Raw genomic sequence first — 23935 nt, 5'->3', positions numbered from 1 at the left:
GCGTCACTCGCGCTCTCGACAAGCAGGGCGTCACAGGCTAGGCGGGCGGCAGATCAAGGGAGCTAGCTGTCCGCCATGACCGGTACCATCATCGCGCCATCCGTTCTTTCAGCCGATTTCTCACGCCTCGGAGATGAGGTGGAGACTGTCGTCGCGGCGGGAGCGGACTGGATCCACCTCGACGTCATGGACGGCCACTTCGTGCCGAACATCACCTTCGGGCCGCAGATCATCAAGTCGATCCGCAATCGCACCGACAAGGTGTTCGATTGCCATCTGATGATCTCGCCGACCGACGCCTACCTTGCCGCCTTTGCGGATGCCGGCTGTGACATCATCACGGTTCACGCCGAAGCTGGTCCGCACCTCGACCGCTCGCTGCAGGCGATCAAGGCGCTTGGCAAGAAGGCGGGCGTGTCGCTGAACCCGTCGACGTCGGAATCGGTGATCGAATACGTGCTCGACCGTCTCGACCTCGTCCTTCTGATGACCGTTAATCCGGGCTTTGGTGGCCAGGCGTTCATTCCGTCGGTGGTCGAAAAGGTTCGCCGCGTGAAGGCGATGATCGGCGACCGCCCGATCGATATCGAGATCGACGGCGGCGTGACGCCGGAGACTGCACCGCTGGTGACAGCTGCCGGCGCCAACGTGCTGGTTGCCGGCTCGGCCGTCTTCAAGGGCAATTCGCAGGAAAGCTACGCGCGCAACATCGAGGCGATCCGCACAGCAGCGGACCTTGCCGCTGGCCGCGCCGTCTAGCTCACACCCTGTAACCGATACGGAAGCCGCCCCAGTGGCGGCCTTTCACCATGATCGGGGCAGAGACATCCTTCATCAGAACGAACTCGCCGCCGCCCATGTCGCGGCGATAGGTCTGCAACAGGAACGGGCGGGTGTTCTGGCCGGCGCCAAGGCCGGTGCGGTCGCGGAACATGCGGTGGTTCCGGCAATTGGCCATGTTCCAGACTGGATCATTTCCCTGCGGCTTTGAATAGATCAAATTGTGCGTCGGCAGATAGCCATTGCGGTCGATGGCGGCGCAGAAGGCAATCCGCTCGTCCATCTGCAGCACAGGCTCCTGAATCGAGGGCAGTACGGCGTCGGTGAATGAGGTGAAACGGGCCAGGAATTGCTCAGGGTTCGTGCCCAGCACCGGACGGTAACCCTCATCGAAAAGATCCGCCATGCTGATGCGGCCCCGGTCGATTGCTTCTTCAAAGAGCGCAGAAACTTCACCTGCGCGATATTTGCAGATTTCGATCAGCGGCGTATCCGGGGTTTCGATGCCTGAGCCGGCGATGAAGAGGATGAAGTCCTCGGAAATGTCGAGAATCGCATGCGAGCGTTCGTCTGCGGCGGCAAGCTTCGCGTCAGAAGCCTTTACAGCGGTGACCATCGAGCGCAGATGGCCGCGCACCTCGTCGCTGGCTTCGATGTTGCGCCGGACCGGCTCTGCCATCAGGTCGATATTGTCTGCCAGCTCCTCGACGGACTGTACGAGCGACTGGATCGTGCGCGTTGCTTCCGTCGCTCTTGCCGATGCGGTAATTGCCTCTTCTGCCGTGTGGGCGCTGGAATGCGCACTTTGGGTGAGTTCGCCAAGCGTGTCCTGAAGTGCGGCAAGGCTCGCCTCGTTTCGCTTGGCCGCGTTTCCAACCTGATCGGCCAGCGCCTTCAGGGCAGATCCGATCACGGCAAAGCCTTTTCCGGCATCACCCAGCCGCGCAGCCTCGATCGAGGCGTTGATCGCAACAAGCTGGGTCTCTCGCGCGATCTCGTTGATCGATGCGCTGACATCGCGCACCAGCTTGATGGTCTCCGAGACCTTGGAAAGAGTTTCGGAGAATTCCATCACGCCATCGCTGAGGGCGCGCATATTTGTGACCGCCCCGTCGAGGGTCCCGGCCACCGTGTCGGCGCTGCTCGCCAGCAGCGACCGCGTCTGCGATGCAGATGTTCCGACCTCTTGCATCGACGCCGCAAGCTGGGCGTTGGTCTCGCCAGAGGATTGCGCGGAACGGACGACGTCGCGCAAGGTCTGCATCTGCTGGCGCCCGAGGGCACCAACGTCCTCGATCAGCCCGACGAGATCAGCGATTTCGACACCAAGGCGACTTCCGCGTTCGCCGATAGCTGCAATGTCGACGTCATGCGAATGTGCGTCGGCATCATGGGCCAAACGCAATGCTGCGACATTCATCCGTGTTCTCCCCCGCGGACAAGTTGAGAGAAGGTGACAATTGTCGCTTAACATTGCGTTAAGCAAAATATCTTGAGCTATTCAGTATTCAGTGCGCTTCATCCCAGTTGCGCGCGGCGCGTGCATCAACATGGAGCGGAACCTTCATCGCAACTGCAGGCATTGCCGCACCCTCCATCACCGAGCGGATGATTGGGATGGCTGCCTCAGCCTCTGACTCCGGCGCCTCGAAGATCAATTCGTCATGAACCTGAAGGAGCATGCGGGTCTGGTCGAGACCAGCCTTTGCCAGGGCCTCTTCCATCCGCACCATGGCGCGGCGGATGATGTCGGCTGCAGAACCCTGGATCGGGGCATTGATTGCGGCGCGTTCATTGAAGGCGCGAATGGAGGGGTTCGAGGCCCGGATTTCAGGATAGTGAGCCCGACGGCCGAAAATGGTTTCGACATAGCCATGCTCGCGGGCGAAGGCCTTTGTCGATTCCATATAGTCCTTGATGCCGGGGAAACGCTCGAAATACTTGCGGATATAGGCGCTTGCCTCTTCCCGCGGAATCGACAGCTGGTTGGCAAGGCCGAATGCCGAGATCCCGTAGATGATGCCGAAATTGATCGCCTTGGCGCGACGCCGAACTTCACCCGGCATCCCCTCGACAGGTACTCCGAACATCTCCGACGCGGTCATGGCGTGAATGTCGACGCCGTCGGAGAAAGCCTGGCGAAGTTGCGGAATTTCGGCAACATGCGCGAGAACCCGCAACTCGATCTGGCTGTAGTCCGCCGAAATCAGGACATTGCCCGGCTCCGGGATAAAGGCTGCGCGGATGCGTCTTCCCTCGGCGGTGCGGACTGGGATGTTCTGCAAATTGGGGTCGGAGGAGGAGAGGCGGCCGGTGGTGGTAGCCGCCAATGCGTAGGACGTATGAACGCGCCCCGTCTCCGGGTTGATGAAACCGGGGAGAGCGTCCGTATAGGTTGACTTCAGCTTGGTCAGCTGGCGCCAGTCGACAATTTTGCGCGGAAGTTCGTGTCCTTCGGCGGCGAGATCTTCCAGGATCTGGGCCGATGTTGCCCACTGACCCGTCTTGGTCTTGCTGCCGCCGGGCAGGTTCAGTTTTCCAAACAGGATCTCGCCTAGCTGCTTTGGCGAGCCGACATTGAATTTCTCGCCGGCGAGCACCTGAATCTCTTCCTCCAGCGCGGCGGCGCCTTGAGCGAGTTCCCCGGAAATGCGGGACAGGATCTGACGGTCTATCGAAATGCCGCGCTGCTCCATTTGGGCAAGCGCCGGAACCAGAGGACGCTCCAGACGCTCGTAAACATTGACCAGCCCGTCTTCAACGAGACGTGGTCTTAGCACGCGCCACAGACGCAAGGTGACGTCCGCATCTTCTGCGGCATAGGCGGCGGCCTGTGCAATTTCGACCATGTCGAAGCTGCGGGAGCTCTTGCCTGATCCGTAAATGTCTTTCGCCGCAATGACCTGGTGACCAAGCCAGCGTTCGGCCAAGGCCTCGAAGCTATGGCTGTGGGTGCCTGCATCGAGGACGTAAGACAGCAATTGTGTGTCGTCGAAAGCCCTGATGTCGATGACGTGGCGATTCATGACCACGAAATCGTGCTTCAAATTCTGAGAGATCTTCAGAACTGAGCTGTCTTCGAGAAGCGGCTTGAGCGCTGCAAGGGCATCGCGCGCCGGGATCTGTCCGTCGCGAAGGCCGCCGCCGAACATGTCGGTGTCACCGGACTTGTGGCCAAGCGGGACATAGGCGGCACGGCCCGGGCGTGTGGCAATGGCAAAACCGGCCAGTTCGGCCTGCATCGGATCAGCGGAATTGCTCTTGGTGTTGAAGGCGATGACGCCAGCTTCGCGCGCTTCGCCGATCCAAGCGTTGAGGGTGGCCAGATCATGGATCACCACATAGGCGCTTGTATCGAAAGGCGCGCCTGCGGCAGCGGATGCACGCGCGCTGGCAAGCGCAGCCGGCGTGTAGTGCGTCACGCCATTATGGGATGAAGCGTCGGCAGCGACCGGAGTCGATGTTGCGGAAGCCGTGCCAGGATCAAGATCGGGGCCGCGCGCCTCCTTGCCCCATTGGACCGGGACATGCGCGGCTTCGATGGCCGATGCGTCGCAATCCGTGATTTCAGCCACGCGCCGGGTGAGCGTGGTGAATTCCATCGCCTTGAGGAACGAGATGAGCTTCGGACCGTTCGGCGGCTGGAGAGTAAAGGTTTCAAGACCTTCCGTGATGGGAACGTCCTGTTTCAGCCGCACCAGCTCGCGTGACATCAACGCCTTTTCACGGTGCTCGATCAACGATTCCCGGCGCTTGTTCTGCTTGATCTCGTGGGCACGCGAGAGGAGCGTGTCGAGGTCGCCATATTCTGCCAGAAGCTGGGCAGCGGTCTTTTGGCCGATGCCAGGAACGCCAGGAATGTTATCGACAGAGTCGCCCATCAGCGCCTGAAGATCGATCATCTTCTCTGGCGGGACGCCCCACTTCTCGATCACCTCGGGAACCTTGATCTCCTTGTCCTTCATCGGGTCGTAAAGCGACACCTGAGGAGTGACCAGCTGCATCAGATCCTTGTCGGAGGAAATGATGGTGGTCTCCGCGCCGGCCTCGGAAGCCAGACGAGCGTAGGTGGCGATCAGGTCGTCTGCCTCAAAACCCTCCATCTCGACGCATGGCAAGTCGAATGCGCGGGTTGCATGGCGGATCAATCCGAATTGCGGGATCAGGTCTTCCGGTGGAGCGGAACGATTGGCCTTGTATTCAGGGTAAAGCTCGTTCCGGAATGTCTTCGACGAATAATCGAAGATCACGGCAAAGTGCGTCGGCGCGTCACCGACATCGGTGTTGCGCGCATCCTGCATGAGCTTCCAGAGCATATTGCAGAAACCCGCCGCGGCGCCGACGGGCAGGCCGTCAGATTTGCGGGTCAGCGGTGGCAGTGCGTGATAAGCGCGGAAAATGTAGCCCGAGCCATCGACGAGGAAGAGATGATCACCCTGTTTCATGGCCTGAACGGGTAACGCGCGCGGTGGACACTGTCCATCCCAAAGCATCAGGAGACTGGGGGCGATTAGTCAGAAACAGAGTGCATAAAGGCCATCACGCCCTTGTTACAGAACTGTAATGTTTCGTGCCCTTGAATCGCCACTATCCGGGTCCCAAATGCTCCTCATCGGCAATTATCGCCGAGTCCGGAGAAAGGCCCGTCCCCCGCCTGCACCGGACACTGCGGGAGCCTCATCCCCCTCTCCGGGCTCCCGCTGCATTTTAATGAGGCCACCGTGGTTCCCCTCCGCCACGGTGGCTTTTTTCTTCTGCTTTCTGCTGCATTGCACAATTGCATGGATGATATGAAGATTCAGGCCTTCAAATAGTGGGTTGCCATCCCTACCTATGTTGCAACGCACAACGAAAGGCACAGGACAATGTCCAACCGTTTCACCAGGGGAATTTCGGAATTCTTCGACATCATGGGTAGCGCCGTAGCTGTTTCGGCAGCAACCCGCGAAGGCCGCCAGGCGCGGACTTCCGATCTGCAGCGTCTGGGTATCGACCCGCAGCGCTTCCGCGAAATCAAGCGCTTCTAACAGCGCGACAAGAAGCACACGCCAATCAAGCGTGTCTCATCTGACCGTCTGGCGGCTCAGCTATCCGAGAGGATGCGGGGCCGCTTTTGTTTTGGGCGATTTGTTCGCCTATCGGCGGATGAAGGTGAGATAGGCAGCGGTGCGGCCTTCGCGGAACGCCTTGGCCTCGTAACGGGTGCCCGGCCACGCCTCATAGGGCGTGTGCCAATCAAGCGGCGATGCTGCCACCCACTCGAACGCGTCATGCGCGCGGCAATGCTGCAGCGTCCAGTTCACATAAGAGTCAATATCCGAGGCGAAGCGGAATTTTGCACCCGACTTCAACACGCGAGCGAAACGGTCGAGATTGGTGGGGCTGACAAAGCGGCGCTTCCAGTGACGCTTTTTGTGCCACGGGTCCGGATAGAAGAGGTCGATGCCATCGACCGAATCTGCCGGCAGCCAGTCGAGCAACTGCGTAGCATCGTCGTCATGAACGCGCAGATTGTCGAGCGGCTGCGTGGCAAGGCGCGTGATCATCTTGGCCATGCCGTTGATGAAGGGCTCGACGCCGATGAAGCCGGTGGACGGGAAGCGGCTGGCCTCGTGATGCAGATGCTCGCCGCCGCCAAAGCCGATTTCAAGACGAACACCGTCGACAGCCTTGTCGTACAGGCTGCGCAAATCTGACGGCGCAGGGCTTTCCAGATCGACTTTGAGCCTCGGCAAGATCGTGGCCATTGCATCAACCTGAAGCGGACGCAATGGCTTGCCGTGTCTGCGGCCGAAAAACGCTTCGGTGCTACGTGAAGGTCGTTCGGCCGTCATGTCACTCAGTGCTCTCGTTGCTGGCTCAAGCCGCGATCGCGTCTTTCAGAGCCTTGGTCAAATCGGTCTTTTCCCAGGAGAACGAACCATCGCGCCCTGGCTTGCGGCCAAAATGGCCGTACGCAGCCGTCTTTGCATAGATTGGCTTGTTCAGGTCAAGATGGCGACGAATGCCGCTTGGGGACAGATCCATTACCTTGCGGATAGCATCCTCGATCTGGGCTTCGTTAACCCCCTTGCCGGTGCCGTGCAGATCGACATAGATCGATAGCGGCTGGGCAACGCCGATGGCATAGGAAAGCTGGATGGTGCAGCGGTCCGCGAGCTTTGCAGCTACAACGTTCTTTGCAAGGTAGCGCGCGGCATATGCTGCGGAACGATCCACCTTGGTCGTGTCCTTGCCGGAGAATGCGCCGCCGCCGTGTGGCGCTGCGCCGCCATAGGTGTCGACGATGATCTTGCGACCGGTAAGGCCAGCATCGCCATCGGGGCCGCCAATCACGAACTTGCCTGTCGGATTGATGTACCAGTTGCAATCTTCCGCGATCTGAAGATCACCGAGCGCCTTGCGGATGTAGGGCTCCACGACTTCACGGACCTTGCTGGAGTCCCAATCCGGATCGAGGTGCTGCGTCGACAGCACGATCTGCGTGACTTCGGTCGCCTTGCCGTCAACATAACGAACCGTGACCTGGCTCTTGGCGTCCGGGCCGAGCCGGCCTGCTTCGCCTTCGTTCTTGTGGCGGGCGTCGGCGAGGAGCTCGAGCATCTTGTGCGCGTAGTAGATTGGCGCCGGCATCAGGTCCGGCGTCTCGTTGCAGGCATATCCGAACATGATGCCCTGATCGCCAGCGCCTTCCTGGCCCTGCTGGTCGGCAGCATTGTCAACGCCCTGAGCGATGTCAGCGGACTGCGAGTGCAGGAGGACGTCGATCTTCGCGGTCTTCCAGTTGAAGCCTTCCTGCTCATAGCCGATGTTGCGGATGGCCTTGCGGGCGAGCGAGCGGAACTTGGTCGGGTTGATGACCTTGTTGCCGTTCTTGTCCAGCTTCATCAGCGAATCCGGAAGGCGGACCTCGCCAGCGATGATGACGCGGTTCGTCGTTGCAAGCGTCTCGCAGGCGATGCGCACGCTCCAGGGATCGACCCCGGTCCTTTTTGCTTCGCGATAGACAAGGTCTACGATCTCGTCCGAAATTCTGTCGCAGACCTTATCTGGATGGCCTTCGGAAACCGACTCGCTCGTAAAAAGGTAATTCTGGCGTGCCACGGGTAATCCCCTCTAGAAAGAAGTCGAACAGATCGACACATGCACATTCTGTTATCTGTCGGGGGATTGGCGCGTCAAGGCGCATGCGCGTCTTTTGCGCGCGAAGTGCAGGCGATGAAGTGGGGCTATTCGTCGCCAGCGAGGGCGCGGACGAGATCGACCACTTTCCTGCGGATCTTCGGATCCTGGATCCGGGCAAAGGCACGGTTGAGTTGAAGTCCCTCCGGGCTGGCAGGGAAGCTCGCGACGTAGCTGGCTTGGCTGTCTTCGGCAAAACCCTGTTCAGCGCCGGGTGAGCCGTCGAAGAAGAACGAGGGTGAAACCTCCAGCACGGACGCTATGGCCTGCAGGCGCGATGCACCCACCCGATTGGTGCCTTTTTCGTATTTCTGAATTTGCTGAAATGTAATGCCGAGGCTCTCGCCAAGCTTTTCCTGGCTCATGCCAAGCATGTTGCGGCGCATCCGGATCCGGCTACCGACATAAACGTCTATCGGGTTAGGTTGTTTCTTTTGCGTCGGCATCATGTCCTCACCGCGACGGTAGTACGGTCGCGAACAGCCCGGTCCCGGCGGCTCGAATCCTTGGGGAAAGATCCGTTTACTATGTGTTGTGGAGCATTTGCTGTCAATCGAAACGCCGTCTTGAGGCGAGGCTGGAGGCTGCTCCCCAAACCCCGAAAACAGCGACGATCGCGGCGCCGAGCAGGTCAGGGTGCTTAACCATAGGTTGTAGGCGTTGCAGCGGGACGGTCACGTCCAACGCGCCGACGGCGTCGATCCCGTAGGCGTCGATTACGCGGCCATAGGCGTCCACGGCCCCCGAAATTCCGTTATTTGCTGACCGGATGAGGGGCCGCCCTGCCTCGACAGCCCTGATTTGGGCCTGTCGAAAATGCTGATAGGGGCCCGGGGTGTCGCCGAACCACGCGTCGTTTGTAATGTTGAGGATCAGATCCGAGTCTGCGTCAGAGTATCCCGCAATGCCCGGAAAGATGATCTCATAACAGATGAAGGGTAGCACTTTTATGTCATCCGAAAGGATGATCGGATGACGCTGACCTCCGGGGGAAAAATCGGAGACGGATTCGACGAGCCTGCGCATGCCGAAGTTGGAGAGCAGATCGGCGAGCGGAAGATATTCACCGAACGGCACGAGGCGGATCTTGTCGACCGCATCGAAGATTTCGCCGCCGGAGTTGATCGCCACAACGGAATTGTAGAAGCGGGCATCGGTTCCGCTGCCTTCGATGCGTACCGCGCCTGCCAGAAGGTCTTGCCTGTCCCCGATCAGCTCGCCGAGTGCCACAAGCGCCTCCGGCTGCTGCGACAGGATGAACGGTACTGCCGTTTCAGGCCAGACGATCAGTGAGGGCCCGCTGTCTTCCGTCGTGCGGGACAGGTCCAGATAGGTCTCGAAGATGTGGTCGCGCATCTCCTCATCCCATTTTTCGCCCTGGTTGACCGAAGGCTGGACGAGGCGAACCTGGATGGATTTGTCCGCCGGTGCATCCGCTCCGGCAATCCGCATATAGCCGTAGCCGATGTGGAGCGCGGCGATCAGGGCGGCAAGGCCGCAGCCGGCGCGCAGCCCCCGGGTAGATGCCAGGAGGGCCGGGGCGGCGAAGACGAACACGGCTAGTGTATTAATCCCGATCATGCCGACGATGCCAACGGACTGCATCAGGCTTGGCACCGGCATCACCGGCTGGCCGATCGCGTTCCAGGGGAAGCCTGTCAGGATGAAGGTGCGAAGCCACTCGGACAGGCCAAACGCGGCGGCGAGCATTGCGATGCGGCCAGCGCCGTCGCTCCAGATCAGTCGCGCAAAAGCTGCGGCGGCGCCGTAGAAAATCGCGATGAGGGCGGGGAGACCGAGCGAGGCGAGGGGGAGCGCCCAGGCAAAGAGATCCGCCTCAACGAGAAGTGCATTTCCGATCCACCAGAGACCAGCAAGGAAATATCCAAAGCCGAATAGCCAGCCGATCAGGAATGGAAGTGCGAGGCGGCGCAGGATCGAGTGCCCGGGAACTGTAGCGGCACCGTCCAGGAGCCAGACCAGGATTGGGAAGGCGATGAAGCACGCGGCAGGGAAATCGTAGGGTGGTTGCCCAAGGGCGCAAAAGCCGCCAGCCGCAAATGCGAGCAGCGCTCTCCGCCATCCGGATAGAAGTATTACCTTGCCGGCCAGATGCTCCATAGGAGTGGGTGTCCCCCGCGAATCGTTCTGTCTTTCTATCAGTGGCAAACGCAGTAACCAACGCTGCGCCTGCTTGATTACGAGCCTTTAAGGGTGTATATACCGCTCAAATTCTTGGTCGGTATGGCGAAGAGTGGGTCCACCCGGTCCCGCTCTTTTTTGTTAGCCGGCCTCTGGAGAGAGCATGGCTGAAGAGAATTCCGGCGACGATCGCCTCATCAAGGAAACTGGTATTGACGCCCGCGTGGCGGCCGTTGTCCTGCCTGTTATTTCGGCTGCTGGTTACCGGCTCGTGCGGGTTCGCCTGCTGAATCAGGATGGTCTCACGCTGCAGATCATGGCCGAGCGCCCGGATGGGACGATGGATGTTGATGGCTGTGAAGAGCTCAGTCGTGCAATTTCTCCGGCGCTCGATGTGGAAGATCCGATCGACAAGGCTTATCATTTGGAGGTGTCCTCTCCGGGTATTGATCGCCCGATGGTGAGGATCTCGGATTTTGAAGCTGCTTCGGGTCATCTCATCAAGCTGGAAACAGCGGTGATGGTTGCTGATCGCAAGCGCTTCCGCGGCAAGATTGTTACCTCCTCCGAGGAGGGTGTCACCATCGCCCGCGATCAGGTTGCTTACGGCGAAGAGCCGCAGGTGTTGATCCCTTGGGATACTATTGCCGAGGCAAAGTTGATCCTGACCGACGACCTGATCGATGAGGCGTTGCGACGTGACAAGCTCGCCAAGAAACAGCGCGAGGCCGAGCTGGGCGATGCGCAGGACGATGACGAAAACGCAAACTGAGACGAGCACCCGCCGCTAAGGCGACGGAGTTGTCCGAGGAGACCGACATGGTAGTCAGTGCAAACAGGCTGGAGCTTCTGCAGATTGCGGATGCTGTCGCGCGTGAGAAGTCGATCGACAAGAAGATCGTCATCGAAGCGATGGCTGATGCAATCCAAAAAGCTGCTCGTTCGCGCTACGGTCAGGAGACCAATATTCGGGCAGACATCAATCACAACACCGGTGAGATGAAGCTGCAGCGCTTGCTCGAGGTCGTTGAGACCGTCGAGGAATATGCCCGCGAGATTTCGCTGGTCGATGCGCGCACGCGCAATCCTGATGCGCAGGTTGGTGACTTTATTGCGGAGCCTCTGCCGCCGATGGATTTTGGCCGCATCGCTGCGCAGTCTGCCAAGCAGGTCATCGTTCAGAAGGTTCGCGAAGCCGAGCGCGATCGCCAGTATGACGAGTATAAGGATCGCGTCGGTGAGATCGTCAATGGTACGGTCAAGCGCGTGGAATATGGTAACGTTGTCGTCGATCTCGGTCGTGGCGAAGGTATCATTCGTCGTGACGAGCTGATCCCGCGCGAGAGCTACAAGTACGGCGACCGTGTCCGTGCCTATGTCTATGATGTTCGCCGCGAGCAGCGTGGTCCGCAGATCTTCCTGTCGCGTACCCATCCGCAGTTCATGGCGAAGCTCTTCACCATGGAAGTGCCGGAAATCTACGACGGCATCATCGAGATCAAGTCGGTTGCGCGTGATCCGGGCAGCCGTGCGAAGATCGCGGTCACCTCGCGCGATTCCTCGATTGATCCGGTCGGTGCGTGCGTCGGTATGCGTGGTAGCCGTGTTCAGGCGGTTGTCGCAGAGCTTCAGGGCGAGAAGATCGACATTATTCCGTGGTCACAGGATGCCGCGGCATTCATCGTCAACGGTCTGCAGCCGGCGGAAGTCGCCAAGGTGGTTCTCGACGAGGATGCCGAGCGCATCGAAGTCGTGGTTCCCGATGATCAGCTGTCGCTGGCCATCGGCCGTCGCGGCCAGAACGTTCGTCTCGCTTCGCAGTTGACCGGCTGGGATATCGACATCCTGACCGAACAGGAAGAGAGCGAGCGTCGCCAGAAGGAATTCGTCGAGCGTTCGAACCTGTTCATGAACGCACTCGACGTAGATGAGATGGTTGGCCAGGTGCTGGCGTCGGAAGGCTTCACCTCGATCGAGGAAGTTGCTTATGTCGAGGCGGACGAAATCTCGTCGATCGACGGCTTCGATGAATCGACCGCCGAAGAAATCCAGACCCGCGCACGTGAATATCTCGACCGTATCGAAGCCGAGCATGACGCCAAGCGTCGTGATCTGGGCGTTGAGGACGAGCTGCGCGACCTTCCGAACATCACAACCGCAATGATGGTTGCAGTCGGACAGGACGGTGTGAAGACGATCGAGGATTTCGCCGGTTACGCCGTCGACGATCTGGTCGGCTGGAAGGAGCGCAAGGATGGCGAGAGCCGTTCTTACCCCGGCGTTCTGAGCGACTTCGGCGTCAGCCGTGCCGACGCTGAGCAGATGGTCGTGGCAGCGCGCCTGAAGATGGGCTGGCTGAATGAAGACGATCTCGTTGCCGAAGGCGACGAGGAAGAGGCATCGGCAGAGGAAGAAGCCGGAGCATGATTATGCGTCCGGATGGAGTAGCGCTTGAAAGTTATGAGCGAACGAACATGTATAGTAACGCGGCAGGTCGGCGAGCCGGAAGGTTTGCTGCGCTTCGTCGTGGGACCGGACATGTCTGTCGTCCCGGATATCAGGCGCAAGCTCCCCGGACGAGGATGCTGGGTTACAGCTGAACGCAGCTTTGTAGAGCAGGCGGCGAAGAAGAATCTCTTCACGCGCGCTTTTAAGGCTAAAGTGACTTCTCCCGACGATCTCGGGGAAATGGTGGACAGGCTGTTAGCGCAGTCTGTCCTTGGCTCGCTTGGACTTGCCCGCAAGGCAGGCCAGGTCGTGATGGGGGCCGCGAAGGTCGAGGCCTCTGTACGTTCGGGCAAAGCGATGCTGGTCCTGCATGCGAATGAAGCTGCACCGGATGGCGTCCGCAAGATCGATCAGGCCCGTCGTTGGGTCGTATATCAGGATGGCCCGTCGATCCCCGCCTATAAACTCTTTTCGGAGGCCGAATTGGGTTTGGCAATAGGGGGCACAAATGTGATACATGCAGCCGTGCTCGCCGGAGACACGGGCAAGGCTGTGCTGAAGCGCATGGTGGCGCTTGACCGATATAGGGGCGGTTCCCCCGAAGACCGGACGATGTTGGCGGCGACCGGCGATCATGATGACGCCGCAGAGGATACGGAATGAGCGATACGAAAGACGACAAGACGCTGGGCGTCAACTCCAAGAAGACTCTGACGATGAAGCGCCCCGGCTCTGAGCAGGGCACTGTGCGCCAGAACTTCTCGCACGGGCGTTCAAAGGCTGTCGTCGTTGAGACAAAGAAGCGTAAGTTCTCTTTGCCTGGCGAGAAGCCTGAAGCTCCTGCGCCGACAGTAACCTTGAAGCCGCGCGCGCCGCAGCCTCCGAGGCCGGCTCCGACACAGGCTCCGCGCCCCGCGCCTACACAGCCGCGTGCTGGGATGGTGCTGAACACGCTGTCCAGCGAAGAGATGGAGGCACGTCGCCGCGCCCTCCAGGATTCGCGTCTGCGTGAGGTTGAGGAGCGCAAGCGCGCAGCCGAGGAAGCCGCACGTCGCGCCGAGGAAGAAGAGCGTCGCCGCAAGGAACAGGAAGAATCTGCCCGCCGTCAGGCTGAGGAAGATGCACGCCTGGCTGCCGAGGCCGAAGCCCGCCGCCGCGCCGAAGAAGAGGCCAAGCGTCGCGCGCCTGCCGAGGAGAAGCCAAAGGTCGTTGCTCCTGTAAAGCCGGTGGTTGCCGATGATGATGAAGATGTGCGCCCGCGCGGTGCCACAGCCGTCAAGCGGGGCCCGGTCAAGCCGGAAGTGGTTGCTCCCAAGCCCGTTAAAAAGGCTGAGCCAGATCGCCGTCGTGGCAAGCTGACGCTGACAAAGGCGCTTTCGGGTGACGAAGCCCGTGGCCGCTCGCTGTCCTCGATGCGTCGCCGCCAGGAAAAGTTCAAGCGCTCGATGCATAACGAACCGCGCGAGAAGATTTCGCGTGAGGTCGTTCTGCCAGAGACGATCACGATCCAGGAACTCGCCCAGCGTATGGCCGAGCGTGCCGTAGATCTGGTCAAGTTCTTCATGAAGCAGGGCCAGATGATGAAGCCAGGCGACGTGATCGATGCGGATACTGCTGAACTGATCGCCGTTGAGTTTGGCCACACCGTCAAGCGTGTTGCCGAATCCGACGTTGAAGAAGGCATGTTCAACATCGAGGATCGCTCCGAAGATCTGCAGTCGCGTCCGCCGGTTGTCACGATCATGGGTCACGTTGACCACGGCAAGACCTCGACGCTCGATGCGATCCGCGATGCGCGTGTGGCCTCCGGTGAAGCCGGTGGTATCACCCAGCACATTGGCGCCTATCAGGTCGAGCACAATGGCCAGAAGATCACCTTCATCGATACGCCGGGCCACGCCGCGTTCACCCAGATGCGTGCCCGCGGTGCGCAGGTGACCGATATTGCGATCCTGGTGGTTGCTGCAGATGACAGCGTCATGCCGCAGACGATCGAGTCGATCAGCCATGCGAAGGCGGCCGGTGTGCCGATCATCGTGGCCATCAACAAGATCGACAAGCACGAAGCAGACGCGCAGAAGGTTCGGAACCAGCTTCTGCAGCACGACGTGTTTGTGGAATCGATGGGTGGTGAGGTTCTCGACGTCGAGATTTCGGCGACGAAGAAGCTCAATATCGACAAGCTGCTCGAAGCCGTTTTGCTGCAGGCCGAAATTCTCGACCTCAAGGCAAACCCGGACCGCACCGCCGAAGGTGTCGTCATCGAAGCCAAGCTCGACAAGGGTCGCGGTTCGGTTGCAACGGTTCTCGTTAACACCGGTACGCTCAACGTTGGCGACATCATTGCCGTCGGTAATGAGTGGGGACGTGTGCGCGCCCTGGTCAATGACGGTGGCGAGCAGATCAAGAGCGCAGGTCCGTCCATGCCGGTCGAGATCCTCGGCCTTCAGGGAACGCCGCAGGCTGGTGACCGCTTCGCCGTAGTCGAGAACGAGGCGAAGGCGCGCGAGATTTCGGACTACCGTCAGCGTCTTGCCCGTGAAAAGGCCGTTGCACGCCAGGCTGGTCAGCGCGGTTCGCTCGAGCAGATGATGTCGCAGCTGCAGACCTCGGGTCTCAAGCAGTTCCCGCTCATCATCAAGGGTGACGTGCAGGGTTCGGTCGAAGCGATCAACGTCGCGCTCGACAAGCTCGGCACCGACGAAGTGCGTGCACGCATCGTCCATTCGGGCGCTGGTGCGATCACCGAGAGCGATATTTCGCTGGCAGAGACCTCGGGTGCAGTCATCCTCGGCTTCAACGTCCGTGCCAACAAGCAGGCACGCGCTGCAGCTGATCAGGACGGCATCGAGATCCGTTACTACAACATCATCTACGATCTCGTGGACGACATTAAGCAGGCCATGTCCGGCCTTCTGTCGCCAGAGCGTCGCGAGACCTTCATCGGCAATGCCGAGATTCTCGAGGTCTTCAACATCACGAAGGTCGGCAAGGTTGCCGGCTGCCGTGTCACCGAAGGCAAGATGGAGCGTGGCGCAGGCGTCCGCCTGATCCGCGACAACGTTGTGGTCCACGAAGGCACGCTGAAGACCCTGAAGCGTTTCAAGGACGAAGTCTCGGAAGTGCCGGTCGGTCAGGAATGCGGTATGGCGTTCCAGAACTACGAAGACATGCGCGAAGGCGATGTCATCGAGGCCTTCCGCGTCGAGATGATCAAGCGCTCACTCTAGTCGCGGCGCAGGTAGTACGATCCCAGGGTGGCGGATATTCCGCCGCCCTTTGTGTTCGTTGATCGCGGGGCCGGTCCTAGTCCGTCCGCCGCGCAATAAGGAAATCCGTCATGGCACGGTTTGCAAGTTCAGGCCCCTCGCAGCGCCAACTTCGCGTCGGTGAACAGGTTCGCCACGCCCTTTCGGCGGTGCTGCAGAGAGGCGAAGTTCGCGACGACGTGATTGAGAATACTGTGATCTCGATCAACGAGGTGCGGATGTCCCCGGACCTGAAGATCGCCACGGCCTTCGTATCTCCGCTTGGGGCCTCCGATGACGAGGCTGTCATCAAGGCGCTGGCACGCAATGCAAAATTCATCCGCGGCCGGGTCTCCAGCGCGCTTCGACAGTTGAAATACATGCCGGAGTTCCGCTTCCGCCTCGATACGAGCTTCGAGAACATGTCGCGGATCGACAATCTATTGCGTTCTCCCGAGGTCGTCCGGGATTTGTCTGGCGACGAAAAAGAAGAGGATTAATGTCCCGTCCACGTAAAAAGAAGGGCAGGCCCGTCTCCGGCTGGCTGGTGCTCGACAAGCCGTATCGCATGGGGTCTACCGAGGCGGTATCCAAGATCAAGTGGCTGTTCGGAGCGGAGAAGGCAGGGCATGCCGGCACGCTCGATCCGCTCGCTTCCGGGATGCTGCCGCTCGCCCTTGGCGAGGCAACCAAGACGGTTCCCTACGTTCAGGACGGCGCGAAGGTCTATCGTTTCACAATTAGCTGGGGCGAAGAGCGCACGACCGACGATCTGGAAGGTGAGGTAGCCAAGAGCTCCGATCAGCGTCCGGACAAGGAATCGATCCTTGCTCTGCTGCCGAAATATACCGGCATCATCATGCAGGTTCCGCCGCAGTTCTCGGCGATCAAGATCGCTGGCGAGCGTGCCTATGACATGGCGCGTGATGGCGAAACGGTCGACATTCCTGCACGCGAAGTCGAAATCGCCCGGTTCGATCTGATCGAAATCGTCGATGAGGATTCGGCAGTCTTCGAGATCGAATGCGGCAAGGGAACGTATGTTCGCTCGCTCGCTCGCGATATGGGCCGCGATCTTGGATGTTATGGCTACATATCCAGCCTTCGCCGCACCGAAGTCTATCCATTCACCGAAGAAGACATGGTGACGATGGAGGAGATCGAGGAGGCACTTGCTCAGGTTCCGATGCCTGAACCGGAACCTCGCGAAGGCGATGAGCGTCCGCGCTCTCCGAAGCCTGGTCCAGATCAGTGGAAGTTTCTCGACAAGCTCCTGCTCGATACAGGTGCGGGCCTTGAATCGCTGCCGCAGATCATCGTCAGCGACGATACGGCCGCGCGCATCCGCTCGGGTAACCCGGCGATCGTTCGTGGTCGTGACGCACCTGTTGAGGCCGATGAGGCCTGCGCATTCAGCCATGGCAAGCTTCTTGCGATCGGCTCGATCGAAGCGGGGATGTTCCGCCCCAAGCGGGTCTTTGCGGCCTAATCGGGAACAGGCTTTCGCTGGCCACTGGTAAAAGCTCCTGCGAACGGCTATCGCTACGCTATACCGTAGCGGGGGCAACCGTACGGAGCTTGTAGCAGTTGGAACTTCAGGCCAGCGAAAGTCCCGGCAGCGTGGCACCAGTTGGTGCATCGAACGCCCCGGCTGGTGAAATCTCAGTCAGCGCCATCCTGGCCTTATTAATGGCCGCAATTATCTTGCCGGCGCTGTTCTCCGCGATCATCCTGTTGCAGCGGAACGACAGGGCTCAGCAGTCTATGGTGACGGCGCTCGCAGAAGCGACCGCCGCTTCCATCACGCAGGCATTTGAGCGTCATGTCGAGGGGATGGAAACGAACCTGCGGGTGTTCAGCACCGCGCAGTCTCTGCCCGCAGGAAATCTTCGCCAATTTCACCAGCGTGCACGTTTCGCACTCGAAGGCAGCGGTACCTATCTCATCGGGCTTGATGAAAATCTTCAGCAGCTTTTTGATACGCGCTATGAGTTTACCACCCCTCTTGGTGAATTCGTTGAGGCAGATCTTGGCAACCGCGAGTTAGGCGCGGACCAACCGGTCGTAACCCGCCTCTTTCACAACGAGACGTCCCATCAGTGGAGCTTCAGGGTTATCTACCCGCTTGCCGAGCTTGGCGGCCCCGTACGCTTCCTGATGCTCTCGCAGCCGGTGGAAGGGTTGGAAAAGTCGATTTCCAGCCAAAACCTGCGCGGTGGTTGGAATGCCGTTATCATTGACGGCAATGGTGTTGTTGCGGCGTCCTCCTTCATGTCCTCCGACATCGGAAAGCCTTTCTTCCTGCGAGACGAGATCGCCGAAGCTCAGGGCACTCGTCATCACCAGATCGAATTTGACGGCCAAACGTACGATATCGTCCAGTCCCGCTCGGAAACGAGCGAATGGGAGACGATCGTCTGGGCGCCGACCAAAACAGTGCGCGCGCCGAGCGCCCGAACCTTCAGAGCATTCGCGATGGGCGGATTGGCTATCATCGCTATCGGGGCGGTGCTTGCATGGGTGATCGGGCGGCAGATCACCGGCCCGATCCGTGCGCTTGCACGCGATGCTCGAAGGCTTGGCGCAGGCGAAGAGGTGAAGGCGGTCAATTACATTGTCTCCGAGATTGCGACCGTCTCCGAGGCTCTGGAGCAGGCATCGAACGCACGGCAGCAGGCAGAAAACGAAATCCGCTTTCTGATGCGGGAAGTTGCGCATCGCTCGAAGAACCAGTTGACGGTCGTATCGTCGATCGCCAAGCAGACGGGCCGGCACGCCGCGAGTTTCGAAGGGTTTCAGGACGCATTCCAGAAGCGGATCCACGCGCTTGCGCGTTCCACTGACTTGCTGATTGCAGGCGGCGTTGCCGGGGTGGAGTTGCGCGAGCTCGTGGAGGTGCAGCTTGAGCCGTTCAGGCCAAGCGGTGAACGCGTGACCATTGAGGGCCGGGCGCTGCGTCTATCGAACCAGGCGGCGCAGACGCTTGGGCTCGCCCTTCACGAACTCGCCACCAACGCCGCAAAATACGGAGCGTTTGCCTCCAATGAGGGGACGCTGCAGATCTCCTGGAAACGCGCGGCCGATGCCGTTGAGTTCAGGTGGCGCGAACACGTTCAGGTCACCAGCCCTGATGGCGACAAGCGCGGCTTTGGAACCGAAGTCATTGAGCGCATGCTTGGCGGCACGCTTGGAGCAACCATTGAAAGAGAGTTACGGAGCGATGGTCTGGACTACCGGGTCATCATGCCTACCGCCAATCTGGAGCCGGAGCGCGCCGGGCACATATGATCGGAGGCGGTGGCTGTTCGGCGAATTCACTGGCGTCAGGGATCAATTTGCCCTATATGCCGCCGAGCATCCGCCATCTTGGCGCATGTTCACTGGCCCCTGCTGGACGACATCCCGGCCGAGGGCGTCCCGTTTCCTGAAAACAAGAAAGGAAAAACGCGATGTCGATTACCGCTGAGCGCAAGCAGGAATTGATGACCGAATTCGCGACCGTCAAGGGCGACACCGGTTCTCCGGAAGTCCAGGTTGCGATCCTTACCGAGCGCATCAAGAACCTGACCGAACACTTCAAGGACCACAAGAAGGACAACCATTCCCGTCGTGGTCTTCTGGCTCTGGTTTCGCAGCGTCGTAGCCTGCTTGATTATCTCAAGCGTAAGGAAGAAGCTCGTTACCAGGCTCTGATCGGCAAGCTCGGTCTGCGCCGTTAATAAAGTTTGGCCGGCGGCGCCTTGGCGTGTTGCCGGCCGATCGACTCGGCCATAGATGGCCAACTAGTTTCGCGCATAGTTCATGCAGTTGCGCGGACGCCCCGGGACAGGGTCATGGGGCAGGATTGCAGGGCGCTTTTGACGGTTGACCGTTGCCCGAATAAGAAAAGCGTCTCGTTGTCTTGCCCGTGGCTCGTCCCCGAACGAAGCCAGGTGCGAAGCTTCGCAAGATTGCGATCCGCACCAGCAGTTAAGGACAAGACATGTTCAATCAGCACAAAGTGGAAATCGAGTGGGGCGGTCGTCCGCTCATCCTCGAAACCGGCAAGATCGCCCGTCAGGCCGACGGCGCAGTGCTCGCAACCTACGGTGAGACCGTAGTTCTGGCGACGGTGGTTTCCGCCAAGGAGCCTAAGCCGGGCCTCGACTTCTTCCCGCTTACCGTCAACTACCAGGAAAAGACGTTTGCTGCCGGCAAGATCCCCGGCGGCTACTTCAAGCGTGAAGGCCGTCCGTCCGAGAAGGAGACGCTGGTCTCCCGCCTGATCGACCGCCCGATCCGCCCGCTCTTCGCAGAGGGCTACAAGAACGACACCCAGATCGTGGTCACCGTCGTTCAGCACGACCTTGAGAACGATCCGGACGTCCTGTCCATGGTCGCAACCAGCGCTGCACTGACGCTTTCCGGCGTTCCTTTCATGGGCCCGATCGGCGGCGCTCGTGTTGGCTACATCAACGGCGAATTCAAGCTGAACCCGCACCTCGATGAGATGGCCGAGTCGAAGCTCGATCTGATCGTCGCCGGTACGAGCGATGCAGTTTTGATGGTGGAATCCGAAGCTCAGGAGCTTTCGGAGGAAATCATGCTCGGTGCCGTCATGTTCGGCCACAAGGCATTCCAGCCGGTCATCGACGCCATCATCAAGCTGGCCGAAGTTGCTGCGAAGGATCCGCGCGATTTCTCGGCACCCGATTATTCGGAACTTGAGGCTGAGATGCTTTCGCTGGTCGAAGGCGAGCTGCGCGAAGCTTACAAGAACACCGTCAAGCAGGACCGTTATGCTGCTGTCGACGCGGTCAAGGCCAAGGTGAAGGCACACTTCACGCCGGCTGAAGGCGAGGAAGCAAAGTGGTCGGCGGAGCAGGTTTCCACCGTCTTCAAGGAACTGCAGGCGAAGATCGTTCGCTGGAACATCCTCGATACCGGTTCGCGTATCGACGGCCGTGACCTCTCGACCGTTCGTCCGATCGTCTCCGAAGTCGGCATCCTGCCGCGCACGCACGGTTCGGCGCTCTTCACCCGCGGCGAGACGCAGGCAATCGTCGTTGCCACTCTCGGCACCGGTGAAGACGAGCAGTACATCGACGAGCTGACCGGTACTCGCAAGGAGACGTTCCTCCTGCACTACAACTTCCCGCCATATTCCGTTGGTGAGACCGGCCGCATGGGTTCGCCCGGCCGTCGTGAGATCGGTCACGGCAAGCTCGCATGGCGCGCGCTGCACCCGATGCTGCCGTCGGCTGAGCAGTTCCCGTACACGCTCCGCGTTGTCTCTGAGATCACCGAGTCGAATGGCTCGTCCTCGATGGCTACCGTTTGCGGCACTTCGCTGGCGCTGATGGATGCGGGCGTTCCGCTGGCAAAGCCTGTCGCGGGTATCGCCATGGGTCTGATCAAGGAAGGCGAGCGCTTTGCAGTTCTCTCCGACATCCTTGGTGACGAGGATCACCTCGGCGACATGGACTTCAAGGTCGCCGGTACCGACGCAGGCATCACCTCGCTGCAGATGGACATCAAGATCTCGGGTATCACCGAAGAGATCATGAAGATCGCTCTGGAGCAGGCCAAGGGCGGTCGCGAGCACATTCTTGGCGAGATGTCCAAGGCGATCACCGAAGGCCGTTCGGAACTCGGTGAGTTCGCTCCGCGCATCGAAGTGATGAACATCCCGACCGACAAGATCCGCGACGTGATCGGTTCGGGCGGCAAGGTCATCCGCGAGATCGTTGAAAAGACCGGCGCCAAGATCAACATCGAAGACGATGGCACCGTGAAGATCGCTTCGTCGAACGCCAAGGAAATCGAGGCGGCGAAGAAGTGGATCCACACGATCGTTGCTGAGCCGGAAGTCGGCGAAATCTACGAAGGCACCGTCGTCAAGACCGCTGACTTCGGCGCATTCGTCAACTTCTTCGGCCCGAAGGACGGCCTCGTTCACATCTCGCAGCTCGCAGCAGACCGCGTGCAGAAGACGACCGATGTGGTCAAGGAAGGCGACAAGGTTTTCGTCAAGCTCATGGGCTTCGACGAGCGCGGCAAGGTTCGCCTGTCGATGAAGGTCGTCGACCAGACCACCGGCAAGGAACTCGCCAAGGAGAAGAAGTCCGAAGACGCTGAAGAAGCTGACGCCTGACTTTTGCACCAGACATGATTGGGGCGGGCGCGGCCGAAAGGTCTGCGCCCGTTTCACTTGAAGGAACGAGTTGCTGATGAACGACGGATCGCTGAAGACGCTATTCTATCCTTTCGAGAGCGGAATGCTGGACGGACCAGGCGAGGATGCGCGGGTCCTGTTCCTGAACGCTGCTCCGGGCTTCGCTCTTCCTGAGAACTTCCCTCAAGCCGTCGCCCTCCAGCAGGAATTAAGGCCGTTCTTCCGCCGCCTTGAAGGTGGAGCGCATGTCGTTCAGCCCCAGCCCTTCGGCGAGGAGTATGACACGGTCCTGGTGCTGACCGGACGACATCGCGGCCAGAACGAGCTTTGGGTTGCCGAGGCGCTGAAGAGGGTTCGGCTGGGCGGCATCGTCGTTGTCGCTGGCGGCAAGACAGACGGCATTGCAAGCTTACGCAAGCGCCTGTCGGCGCTGCACGTCATCGATGACCATGCATCCAAGAACCACGGCGTTGCCTTCTGGCTGACGCGGACCGAAGAGTCGGTTGCTTGTATCGATGCCCTTGAAGCCGCAAACCCGCCGCTGATCCTCGATGGGGGCTTCCTCACGGTTCCGGGCGTCTTCTCACAAGAGCACGAGGATCAGGGCTCACGCCTGCTGGCGGATAATATGCCCGACACCATCAAGGGGCGGGTCGCGGATTTCGGTACGGGCTGGGGCTATCTGGCGGTTCGCCTGTCACAGATCGCCAAGGAGCCGTTCACGATCGACATGTTCGATGCAAGCTTCCAGGCGTGTGTTGCCGCCAAGGCCAATATGGACAACCTCGCCGCGCATATCGAATGCCGCGTGCAGTGGATTGACCTCCTCGCGGAAAAGCTGGAGCGCGTCTACGACAACATCATCATGAACCCGCCTTTCCATCAGGGCAGGGCGGCCGAGCCTTCAATAGGCGAGGGGATGATCCGCGCCGCTTCTGCGGCCTTGAAGCCGGGCGGCAGGCTGTACCTGGTTGCCAATCGCTCGTTGCCCTATGAGAAGACGCTGGAGGCGAGTTTCTCGCGTCATGGCGAGATCTGCCGCGATGAGCGCTTCAAGGTGCTGTGGGCGGCTCGCTGAGCCGCAGAGCCGCCATCCAGATCCCGAATACAAAACGGGCGCCCGATCAAGGCGCCCGTTTTTGTTTCATGCTTTGCCGATCATTAATCCTGATCGGTGCGCTTCAGCTCGTCCAGCGTTGGCATCGAGACGATGTGATAGCCGCTGTCGACGTAATGGATTTCGCCGGTGACACCTGACGACAGGTCAGACAGGAGGTAGAGGCCGGATTTGCCGACATCTTCAATGGTCACGGGGCGACGCATCGGCGCATTGCGCTGCTGGTAGTTGTACATCAGGCGCGAGTCGGCGATGCCGGCACCTGCGAGCGTGCGAACCGGGCCAGCCGACAGGCCGTTGACGCGGATGCCGCGCGGGCCAAAGTCGTTTGCCAGATAGCGAATGCTGGCTTCCAGACCCGCCTTGGCGACGCCCATGACATTGTAGTTCGGCATGACGCGAACCGAACCTGCATAGGTCAGGGTCAGCATCGAGCCGCCTTCTTCCATCAGATCAGCCGCGCGACGAGCAATTTCAGTAAACGAGAAGCAGGAGATAACCATCGTGCGCACGAAGTTTTCGCGCGTCGTGTCGGCGTAAAGCCCCTTCAGTTCGTTGCGATCGGAAAATCCGATGGCGTGAACGATGAAGTCGATCTTGCCCCACTCGGCCTTCAAAGTTTCGAAGACGGAATCGACGGTCGAGATATCCTCGACATCGCATGGCAGCAGCAATTTGGTGCCGATCTTGTCGGCAAGCGGCTTCACGCGACGGCCAAAGGCCTCGCCCTGATACGTAAAGGCAAGCTCGGCACCCTGCTCAGCAGCGTGTTTGGCTATGCCCCATGCAATTGAGTGGTCATTCGCGACGCCCATAATCAGGCCGCGCTTGCCCTTCATCAGTCCGGTCATGTGTCGTGCTCCC

The 23935-nt window shown here is 59.9% G+C and carries 19 protein-coding genes; 12 read left to right on the top strand and 7 right to left on the bottom strand.

Going from position 1 to position 23935, the window contains the following annotated elements; all coding sequences use genetic code 11:
* Positions 1–75 precede the first annotated feature (75 nt).
* Positions 76–759 carry a ribulose-phosphate 3-epimerase gene (rpe, locus tag IOD40_RS09820; protein ID WP_198476360.1) on the top strand — a complete coding sequence of 228 codons (684 nt, stop codon included), beginning with the start codon at positions 76–78 and terminating at the stop codon, positions 757–759.
* Position 760: 1 nt separating this feature from the next.
* Here the strand turns inward: rpe and IOD40_RS09815 are convergent, their stop codons facing one another.
* Both IOD40_RS09815 and polA read right to left on the bottom strand, forming a co-directional pair.
* On the bottom strand, positions 761–2200 hold the full coding sequence (locus IOD40_RS09815; protein ID WP_198476359.1) for a methyl-accepting chemotaxis protein: 1440 nt from the start codon (positions 2198–2200) through the stop codon (positions 761–763).
* Positions 2201–2288: 88 nt separating this feature from the next.
* Positions 2289–5225, bottom strand: a complete 2937-nt coding sequence (gene polA, locus IOD40_RS09810) for a DNA polymerase I (protein ID WP_198476358.1) — start codon at positions 5223–5225, stop codon at positions 2289–2291.
* A gap of 420 nt (positions 5226–5645) precedes the next feature.
* Here polA and IOD40_RS09805 point away from each other — a divergent pair, with 420 nt between their 5' ends.
* Positions 5646–5807: a hypothetical protein gene (locus tag IOD40_RS09805; protein WP_198476357.1), complete on the top strand. Its 162-nt coding sequence runs from the start codon at positions 5646–5648 to the stop codon at positions 5805–5807.
* A 108-nt stretch (positions 5808–5915) separates the two neighbouring features.
* Here the strand turns inward: IOD40_RS09805 and trmB are convergent, their stop codons facing one another.
* From trmB to lnt, 4 genes are all read right to left on the bottom strand, one after another.
* Entirely contained in the window at positions 5916–6614 is a 699-nt protein-coding gene (trmB, locus tag IOD40_RS09800; RefSeq protein WP_198476356.1) for a tRNA (guanine(46)-N(7))-methyltransferase TrmB, read from the bottom strand.
* Positions 6615–6639: 25 nt separating this feature from the next.
* Positions 6640–7884 (bottom strand): methionine adenosyltransferase, encoded by a 1245-nt coding sequence (metK, locus tag IOD40_RS09795; RefSeq protein ID WP_198476355.1) that lies wholly within the window; start codon positions 7882–7884, stop codon positions 6640–6642.
* Positions 7885–8009: 125 nt separating this feature from the next.
* Positions 8010–8411: a helix-turn-helix domain-containing protein gene (locus IOD40_RS09790; RefSeq protein ID WP_407649146.1), complete on the bottom strand. Its 402-nt coding sequence runs from the start codon at positions 8409–8411 to the stop codon at positions 8010–8012.
* Positions 8412–8511: 100 nt separating this feature from the next.
* A complete protein-coding gene (gene lnt, locus IOD40_RS09785; RefSeq protein WP_198476354.1) occupies positions 8512–10083 on the bottom strand; it encodes an apolipoprotein N-acyltransferase in 1572 nt (523 codons plus the stop codon).
* Between the two features lie 184 nt (positions 10084–10267).
* Between lnt and rimP the strand changes: the two genes are divergently transcribed.
* The 10 genes from rimP (at position 10268) to IOD40_RS09735 (ending at position 23032) form a co-directional block, all read left to right on the top strand.
* Positions 10268–10876 (top strand): ribosome maturation factor RimP, encoded by a 609-nt coding sequence (gene rimP, locus IOD40_RS09780; RefSeq protein ID WP_198476353.1) that lies wholly within the window; start codon positions 10268–10270, stop codon positions 10874–10876.
* A 47-nt stretch (positions 10877–10923) separates the two neighbouring features.
* The gene (nusA, locus tag IOD40_RS09775; protein WP_198476352.1) at positions 10924–12531 is read left to right on the top strand and encodes a transcription termination factor NusA; all 1608 of its coding nucleotides are present in this window, start codon (positions 10924–10926) and stop codon (positions 12529–12531) included.
* A gap of 33 nt (positions 12532–12564) precedes the next feature.
* A complete protein-coding gene (locus IOD40_RS09770) occupies positions 12565–13215 on the top strand; it encodes an RNA-binding protein (protein WP_198476423.1) in 651 nt (216 codons plus the stop codon).
* A complete protein-coding gene (gene infB, locus IOD40_RS09765) occupies positions 13212–15782 on the top strand; it encodes a translation initiation factor IF-2 (RefSeq protein ID WP_198476351.1) in 2571 nt (856 codons plus the stop codon). The genes IOD40_RS09770 and infB overlap by 4 nt, the downstream gene beginning before the upstream one ends.
* A 110-nt stretch (positions 15783–15892) precedes the next feature.
* Positions 15893–16300, top strand: coding sequence for a 30S ribosome-binding factor RbfA (gene rbfA, locus IOD40_RS09760; protein ID WP_198476350.1), 408 nt, complete (start codon positions 15893–15895; stop codon positions 16298–16300).
* Positions 16300–17289: a tRNA pseudouridine(55) synthase TruB gene (gene truB, locus IOD40_RS09755; RefSeq protein ID WP_198476349.1), complete on the top strand. Its 990-nt coding sequence runs from the start codon at positions 16300–16302 to the stop codon at positions 17287–17289. Before rbfA ends, truB begins: the two co-directional genes overlap by 1 nt.
* A gap of 200 nt (positions 17290–17489) precedes the next feature.
* A complete protein-coding gene (locus IOD40_RS09750; protein WP_198476348.1) occupies positions 17490–19088 on the top strand; it encodes a sensor histidine kinase in 1599 nt (532 codons plus the stop codon).
* Positions 19089–19249: 161 nt separating this feature from the next.
* Positions 19250–19519 carry a 30S ribosomal protein S15 gene (gene rpsO / locus IOD40_RS09745; RefSeq protein ID WP_198476347.1) on the top strand — a complete coding sequence of 90 codons (270 nt, stop codon included), beginning with the start codon at positions 19250–19252 and terminating at the stop codon, positions 19517–19519.
* Positions 19520–19782: 263 nt separating this feature from the next.
* Positions 19783–21933, top strand: coding sequence for a polyribonucleotide nucleotidyltransferase (pnp, locus tag IOD40_RS09740; protein WP_198476346.1), 2151 nt, complete (start codon positions 19783–19785; stop codon positions 21931–21933).
* A 76-nt stretch (positions 21934–22009) separates the two neighbouring features.
* Entirely contained in the window at positions 22010–23032 is a 1023-nt protein-coding gene (locus IOD40_RS09735) for a class I SAM-dependent methyltransferase (RefSeq protein ID WP_198476345.1), read from the top strand.
* A gap of 83 nt (positions 23033–23115) precedes the next feature.
* Here the strand turns inward: IOD40_RS09735 and fabI are convergent, their stop codons facing one another.
* A complete protein-coding gene (fabI, locus tag IOD40_RS09730; RefSeq protein WP_198476344.1) occupies positions 23116–23922 on the bottom strand; it encodes an enoyl-ACP reductase FabI in 807 nt (268 codons plus the stop codon).
* Positions 23923–23935: the final 13 nt, after the last annotated feature.

The sequence above is a fragment of the Aquamicrobium zhengzhouense genome, from assembly GCF_016124105.1.
Lineage (GTDB): Bacteria > Pseudomonadota > Alphaproteobacteria > Rhizobiales > Rhizobiaceae > Aerobium > Aerobium zhengzhouense.
The sequence above is the reverse complement of the archived record's forward strand: the minus strand, read 5'-3'. Positions and strand labels throughout refer to the sequence as shown.